This window comes from Bacillus sp. cl95, from assembly GCF_900115925.1.
GTDB lineage: Bacteria > Bacillota > Bacilli > Bacillales > Cytobacillaceae > Neobacillus_A.
On sequence record NZ_FOYF01000002.1, the window covers coordinates 722,063 to 728,374 of the forward strand.

The window sequence follows — 6,312 nt, forward strand, 5'->3', positions numbered from 1 at the left end:
AAATAGGAGGTAATATTTATTTTTTATTTATCATTTTTTTTCAATTTCTTCAAAAGACTATTAAAGACAAAATCTTTAATGTTTGTAATATTAACATTTAAAATTTTCTCTTCTTCAATAACATCCTTAACCTTTTCAGTTACAATTAAGCCACCTTCCCAATTTGAAAAATAAAAAAGATCTGATCCATCCCAAGTTTGTAAATTTATACTCAACCCCAAAGCTTCATCTTTGATTGAAGGAGGAATACGGTGACATACTGGACAATGTTCAAGTATCTTTCCCTCGCTATCTTGTACTAAACCAGCTCTCCCAAAGATGTAGAGTTCTTTTAACCCCTCTAAGTATTCGCTGTTGATTTTTGAAGGACAACTTTCTAAATTTATTTTTGCATCTAAAATTTCGCATCCTAAAAAGTTATGTTCTTTTAATAAACGCTGAAACCTATCACTAACAATTTTATATGGGACGATATTATTATAATAATCTGCTTGTTTACTACCTTTTAAATAAAATTTAATTGGCCGGATTATTTTCACCATAATTCCTTCACATTCATAGCAAATCTCTTTTTCGGTTGTGTTGTCGATTGGTATAGTCTTTGCATAATCTTCATAAGTTTGTTTGATTACATAGAACTCCATTGTTATTAACCCCACTTATTTATTTTGTTTTGCCCTATAGGAAGATAGGTTGGCTTCTTTTTCCATCTTCATTAGTTGAGTTTCTATATCACTCACTGTTGCATTTGGGTTATCTTCAATCAAATTCTCCCATATTTTGTTCCACCCTTTCCCTAAAGGACTATTATTAGTATGAATACCGTTATAGTCTGAATATCGATGTAGTTCCTTAGGTAAATCATATAAATATTTTGGATCATGAACACTTATTCCGCGCTGCTCAAACAATCTTATAATTCAGCTTGTTTTGGTAAAACATGATGTACATCACCTTTGGCTTGAAAACCAGTATAGTTTTTAAACATTAACCTATATTTTCTTACTAGATTTTCTGTTAATGCATATGCCTAAGCCAAATCCGTGGTGTGACCTTAATATTAGGTTCTTTAGAAGCTTCAATTTTTCCTGTTCAAACGGAAGGAAAAATCTTAATTGTTATTTCCATTTTAAAATTCTTTTGTATTTTCATTTTTTCAGTTAATTATTTTTAAAGGTTAAATCCCTTAACCCATTTTGATCATAGTGAATGACAAAGGTTTTGTTGAACAAACTGGGCAGTTATATACAGTATCGGGAATAAATCCTTGGAATAGTGCACCTTTTATGTTTGTTTAAATGTATCCATAAATAAGCACTTAAGGACTTTCCTTTGGGACGCCGTGGGTACAATTTGTCTTGAAAGGCTGAAGCAGTTGTTCAATCAGCCAACCAAGCCTATCATTCCTACACTCCAATTAAAGTCCTATGTTTGTTAACGTTGAAAACTATAAATACTTACTGAAGATAATTAAACAAAGTTAGAAAATATGCAGTTTGTGTTTCATTATTTACGATGGATACGGTTAGAAAGCATACTGTATATAAGAAGAAGGAAAGAGTGTGTTCATATCGAATTTTAATATATACACCTTATATGAGAGAGTGAGTGAATGAATGACTGATTCAGCAAGGACTGGCTTAAGAATAAAGAGCGAACTAGGAATTCATCCTGAAGTAAGAAGGGCATGTCTTGAGTTTGCAAAATGGGTAAGAAAAGAATTCGAATTTCCCAAACGTGTTGTTGTTTATCTCAAAAAAGACTATCAAATTAAGAATAGATTCACTAAGGAATTAGTATCTGCAACATTCTTTGCACCTTTCGATAAAAGCGAAGAACCATACATAAGAATAGCCACAGGTGACTATAAGGAGCTTTTGGAGCAGAACGGACAAGATAATGCACTGGCGGCAATTCTTGGTTCAATTGCACACGAATTAGGGCATTATTATCAATGGATTGATGACCTTGAACTTGATGAAGATGGTGCTGAAAATAATCGTGAGTATATGCTTGATTTGTATTCCCAAACTAGAGACCATCCGTAAAAATTTTAGCATTGTGCCATTAAGCTATCGGGGCAGGTTACTTCAAGAAGGAATAACAGTTTTAGGTATAGAATTTATAATAACAGTTTTGTAATAGATTGCATTAAGGAGATTAATTATGAATCCGATTAAGGCACAAATTAAAGAACAAATAGAAGAATTTCCAAAATACCTATCTCCATTAAAAGAACATTCCTTAAATTATCTAAAATACTCATCTTGTATAGACTTGAACGACACCATGCAGATAGCCCACGAACCTTGGAATGGTGTCTATAGTTTTGCAATCCGTCTTTTTCCACCTTCCAAAAAAAGTTGGATAAGCAACTATCAGAAGAAATTTGGACTTGTTATTCCTAAATTCTACAAAGATTTTTTACTTATATGCAATGGCTGTAGTTTCTATGGAATAGACCTTTTTGGTTTACCGCCTTCTATTGTAAAGGAAAATGTATTAAATCGATTAGACCCTGAACCACTTGACTTATCAACGGCAAATATATGGTGGAAGAATGAATACAATAATACTACTGAACTCTTTCATTTTGGCGGAAGACAATATAGTGATGACGAAAATTTGGGATATTTTTTAGAAGGTAAAAGTAAAATCCTCGCTATAAAAAAAACCGGAGAAATACTGTTTAGTTGGGATACATTTTCAGATTTCTTGTACGACGAATTGAAAATTTCTGAGTCTATTATGAAAGAAGAAATTCCAGAGGACTGGTGGAGTTAATAGAGATTTCTTATTCAACTACCATGAAAAAAAGTTGATACAGAATAGAAAAATGACAAAACTTAAGAAAACTCTGCTCGATCGTTAAATAAAGAGGAGAGCATGAAAATAAATCTTCTATGGATTAGGGTTGACTGGATCAAGGTCTGTATCAGTATTGACACTTTCTATCCATTTTCATTCTCTGTGGTGAAGCGCCGTTTTTGCGCTTCATGGATGGCTAACGGGGCAGAAGAGTTGAACAAGAACTTTTAACTAAATGCAACCGATACTGAATGCGTTCACTCTAATAAATGAACAAAATTCTAATTTGCGAGGGTAATTAAGTGAAAAAAGCAATTAAAGTTATCGCATTAACATTAGGCTCACTTGCAATCATTATAGGCGGAATCATTTACGTGCTATTTTTGTTATTAACACCTAATCAATTCAACCAAGAGAAATGGTTAAATAAGCCTGCTGAAAGAGTCAATATGGTGGATAGTATGCTCTCGGAAGTGAGGTTAAGAGGAAAGTCTAAAACTGAAATTATAAAACTTCTTGGTGAGGAAGAAGAAAAGGTATATTTTAAGGAACTAAACAATCTTGTATATTATTTAGGTGACGAGCGGGGTTTTATGAGTATTGATAGTGAGTGGCTCGTAATTTGGTTTGATGATAAAGACAAAGTGACAGATTATGAAATTAAAACCGATTAACGATTAGCAGAGCTTTTAGGCAAGTAAGGTATAAAAAAAATCGTGAAAAAATCCACTTAAACGAACTTGTGCTTGAGTTGAAGAACAAGATACCGTATGAATGTTTTTTCCTTATTGAAAGTGGCTGGGGGGAGAGAAAATAAGTGTTTGAGCTTAGGTTGATCCACGGGTACATGCTGGTCAACTAAATAAGTACAATCGTCCATCATCCACCCGGGAAGAATATAAAAAAATCAAAAATAACTCTATTACGCAGAACGATAATTCCTAACCTTCTGGAAGGCAACCTAAGCAATATGTATCATAGAAATATCCGGTGATGTCAAATGGAAGACAATATACTGCTGATTAACGAACCGCCTTAGTGGAACGAAGGCTGGGCAACTTTTTGGCATCAGCGCATCCTCCGTGAAATGGATTTAACGAGCGGTGAAGCGATTGAATTTGCCAAACTGAATGCAGGTGTCGTGCAGCCATCAAGAACGGGAATTAACCCTTACTATTTAGGTATCAAGATTTTTGAAGATATTGAAGAGCGCTTTAATAACCCGACTGCGGAAATGAAGAGAAGGGGAGTTAAACCTGGCTCCGGTCGTGAAAAAATGTTTGAAGTTCGTGAAATTGAATCAGATATTTCATTTTTAAGGAACTACTTAACAAAGGATCTAGTTATGCGTGAAGACATGTATTTATTCCAGAAACAAGGCAAGGAATATAAGGTAGTAGACAAACAATGGGAACACGTACGAGATCAGCTCGTCAGTATGCGTGTCAATGGTGGCTTCCCGTATATAACCGTAAACGATGGGGATTACATGAAGAATGGAGAACTATACCTTAAGCACTGGTTTGAGGGAATTGAACTTGACCTGAAATATTTGGAGAAGGTTTTGCCATATGTTCATCAGCTATGGGGAAGAATCGTTCACATGGAAAGTGTCATCGAAGGCAGGGCAATGCTATTTACCTATGATGGGAAAGGGATACATCGTAAATATTTATAACAAAAAGGAAAGCCCGATTTCAATTAGAATTCGGGCTTTTCTTTTGGAACTCATCATTTGCGAAAAATCTGACCACAAAGCCATCTAAGCATGAAAGCTAACCGTGTCGTTTTTGCTTTTTCGTCAGATGAGGACAAGATCATAATACGAAAGGGCAGGATAGCTTAAGAAAAATAATATATACCCAAACAAATATGGTAAAATGAGGATATAAATTAAGGTGAATATTAAGGGAGAATGAGTAATGACAAAGAAGAAAAATGAAACGTTTGAATGGGTTAAATCCATATTGGGTGCTCTTGTAATAGCATTCATTATTCGCTCTTTTATCTTTACCCCCATTGTTGTTGACGGTGAATCAATGAATCCCACTCTCCAGGACAAGGACCGTATGGTTGTAATCAAAATTGGGGAACCGAAAAGATTTGATATTGTTGTGTTTCACGCCCCAGACGGTAGGGATTACATAAAACGTGTAATCGGACTCCCAGGTGACAGTATTGAGTATAAAAATGATGTTTTATATATAAATGGGAAGGCATACAACGAACCTTATTTAGAAAAATATAAGAAAAGACTTAATGATGAAACTTTAACATACTCTTTCACTTTAAAGGAGACCGCTGTAGGTAGTGATACTGTCCCTAAAGATAGTTTGTTTGTAATGGGAGATAACAGAAGGGATAGCAAAGACAGCCGTGATATTGGAGCGATACCCATAGAAAAGGTAATAGGGACAACAAATGTTGTTTATTATCCAATAAAAGAAATTAAAATCGTAAATAACTAATTGCTGCTTATGCATATTGTTGGACTGGTCTCTTCTATAAAACCATCGGGTGCGTTGACCAGGAAGGGTTAACCACCTTTTTTTGTTGAATTCCTGTATTAAAGCTAAGATTGTGAAAAAATGCACTTAAACTAATGGGTGCGATAATTTAAGAAGGTCTGTAAAACATAAATGTAAAATGTGACAGAGGATGAAATAAATAAGTTACGGAATTCGAATACTTTTGGGTCTTTTAATATTTGCGATATTATCTATTATTATCAATTTGACTTTCACATGTGATAGTAAACTATACTCTATTTTAATCGGTTTGGCTGTATTTATTTCTGTTATTACCGTAAATGTCACTGCAAACTATAAAAACAAGCCTAAAAAGTAAGGTGATATTTTGTTGAATCCCTTATTAAACAAGCGATGCAGTTTAGTTGAAGAAGGTTAATTAAGACTGGCACAGAATCATTATGTATATAAATATACAGGGAATTGGCCAGTCTATGTCAACGAGAGGCAACTGTTGGGATAATGCCCCGCAAGAATCATTCTTTGGCCATCTTAAGGACGAGGTACATTATAAATCCGCTAGAACCTTGAACGAATTGAAGTCAAAAATAAATCATTATATGGTTTACTATAACAACTACCGCTATCAGTGGAATTTAAAAAAGATGACCCCTATTCAATATAGGAATCATCTTCAAGCTGCTTTACCTCTTTTTTTATAGTGTCCTTGACATAGGTGCCAGTTTACCAGCCACCTCACCCTTTGTTTTTAGCTAATTTTTCACGATCTTCTGCCAATGGCGGCTGCTCTAACCAGCCGTTTTTAATCATTAAATCCATCCACTCTTTTCCTATCTTTGCATCATCGGAAATGGCTGACAGGTATTTTGGTGTCAAATCTCTTCTCGGTGAAGAGGCCCAGCCCGTACCGTAATAAATCATTGCGGTAGAAAATAAGAAACCTGTATGAAACATCATTAACTTATCTGAGAAAGGTGATGAAGTTGAATCCGTAATTTCCGCATCAAGCGTAGGC

At 34.6% G+C, this 6,312-nt stretch carries 7 protein-coding genes and 2 pseudogenes; 7 read left to right on the forward strand and 2 right to left on the reverse strand.

Annotated elements, in window-relative coordinates:
- Positions 1 to 23 precede the first annotated feature (23 nt).
- A complete protein-coding gene (locus BMZ31_RS08920) occupies positions 24 to 644 on the reverse strand; it encodes a hypothetical protein (RefSeq protein ID WP_090831361.1) in 621 nt (206 codons plus the stop codon).
- Between the two features lie 972 nt (positions 645 to 1,616).
- On the opposite strand from BMZ31_RS08920, the gene BMZ31_RS08930 reads away from it, so the two are divergent.
- The 7 genes and pseudogenes from BMZ31_RS08930 to BMZ31_RS08955 all read left to right on the forward strand — a co-directional run.
- Positions 1,617 to 2,048 (forward strand): hypothetical protein, encoded by a 432-nt coding sequence (locus BMZ31_RS08930; RefSeq protein WP_090831363.1) that lies wholly within the window; start codon positions 1,617 to 1,619, stop codon positions 2,046 to 2,048.
- Between the two features lie 118 nt (positions 2,049 to 2,166).
- Positions 2,167 to 2,784 (forward strand): SMI1/KNR4 family protein, encoded by a 618-nt coding sequence (locus tag BMZ31_RS08935; protein WP_090831364.1) that lies wholly within the window; start codon positions 2,167 to 2,169, stop codon positions 2,782 to 2,784.
- Between the two features lie 102 nt (positions 2,785 to 2,886).
- Positions 2,887 to 3,039 carry a hypothetical protein gene (locus tag BMZ31_RS20295; protein WP_175478040.1) on the forward strand — a complete coding sequence of 51 codons (153 nt, stop codon included), beginning with the start codon at positions 2,887 to 2,889 and terminating at the stop codon, positions 3,037 to 3,039.
- 71 nt (positions 3,040 to 3,110) lie between these two features.
- Entirely contained in the window at positions 3,111 to 3,482 is a 372-nt protein-coding gene (locus BMZ31_RS08940; protein WP_090831365.1) for a hypothetical protein, read from the forward strand.
- Between the two features lie 368 nt (positions 3,483 to 3,850).
- Positions 3,851 to 4,486, forward strand: a pseudogene (locus tag BMZ31_RS08945) (SpoVR family protein); the annotation flags it as partial.
- A gap of 244 nt (positions 4,487 to 4,730) precedes the next feature.
- Positions 4,731 to 5,276, forward strand: coding sequence for a signal peptidase I (gene lepB / locus BMZ31_RS08950; RefSeq protein WP_090831366.1), 546 nt, complete (start codon positions 4,731 to 4,733; stop codon positions 5,274 to 5,276).
- Between the two features lie 479 nt (positions 5,277 to 5,755).
- Positions 5,756 to 5,998: pseudogene (locus BMZ31_RS08955) on the forward strand (IS3 family transposase); the annotation flags it as partial.
- Between the two features lie 34 nt (positions 5,999 to 6,032).
- Here BMZ31_RS08955 and BMZ31_RS08960 read toward each other — a convergent pair.
- On the reverse strand, positions 6,033 to 6,312 hold a 280-nt coding region (locus BMZ31_RS08960; protein WP_254778685.1), incomplete at its 5' end, for a DUF3231 family protein.